This is a genomic window from Telluria sp. AZSoR62 (assembly GCF_058111565.1).
In genome coordinates this window covers 1-236 of record NZ_JBYTST010000600.1, presented here as the reverse complement: position 1 = coordinate 236, position 236 = coordinate 1, and the positions used below count along the sequence as shown (strand labels likewise).

Below are 236 nucleotides of genomic sequence, written 5' to 3'. Positions count from 1 at the left end.
AGTCGGCAGCGGTTGATCCTTGGCTTCAACAGTCCGTTCTATCCCAATGTGCTGGTGTCTACTTCTGTGCTCCAGGAGGGAGTCAATCTGCACATGCAGTGTCATCAGATTCATCACTACGGGCTGGCTGGGTCACCCGGTGACAATGAGCAGCGGGTCGGGCGCCTTGATCGATTGTTCGGTTGCGTCAACCAGCGTCTGAAACATGCCGGTAATACTGATCTGAGCATCTATTA

1 protein-coding gene is annotated in these 236 nt (G+C 53.4%); it reads left to right on the top strand.

Going from position 1 to position 236, the window contains the following annotated elements; all coding sequences use genetic code 11:
* Positions 1-12 precede the first annotated feature (12 nt).
* Positions 13-236 (top strand): helicase-related protein (locus AC3XQU_RS24890; protein WP_489876763.1); only part of this gene is annotated, 224 nt, incomplete at its 3' end.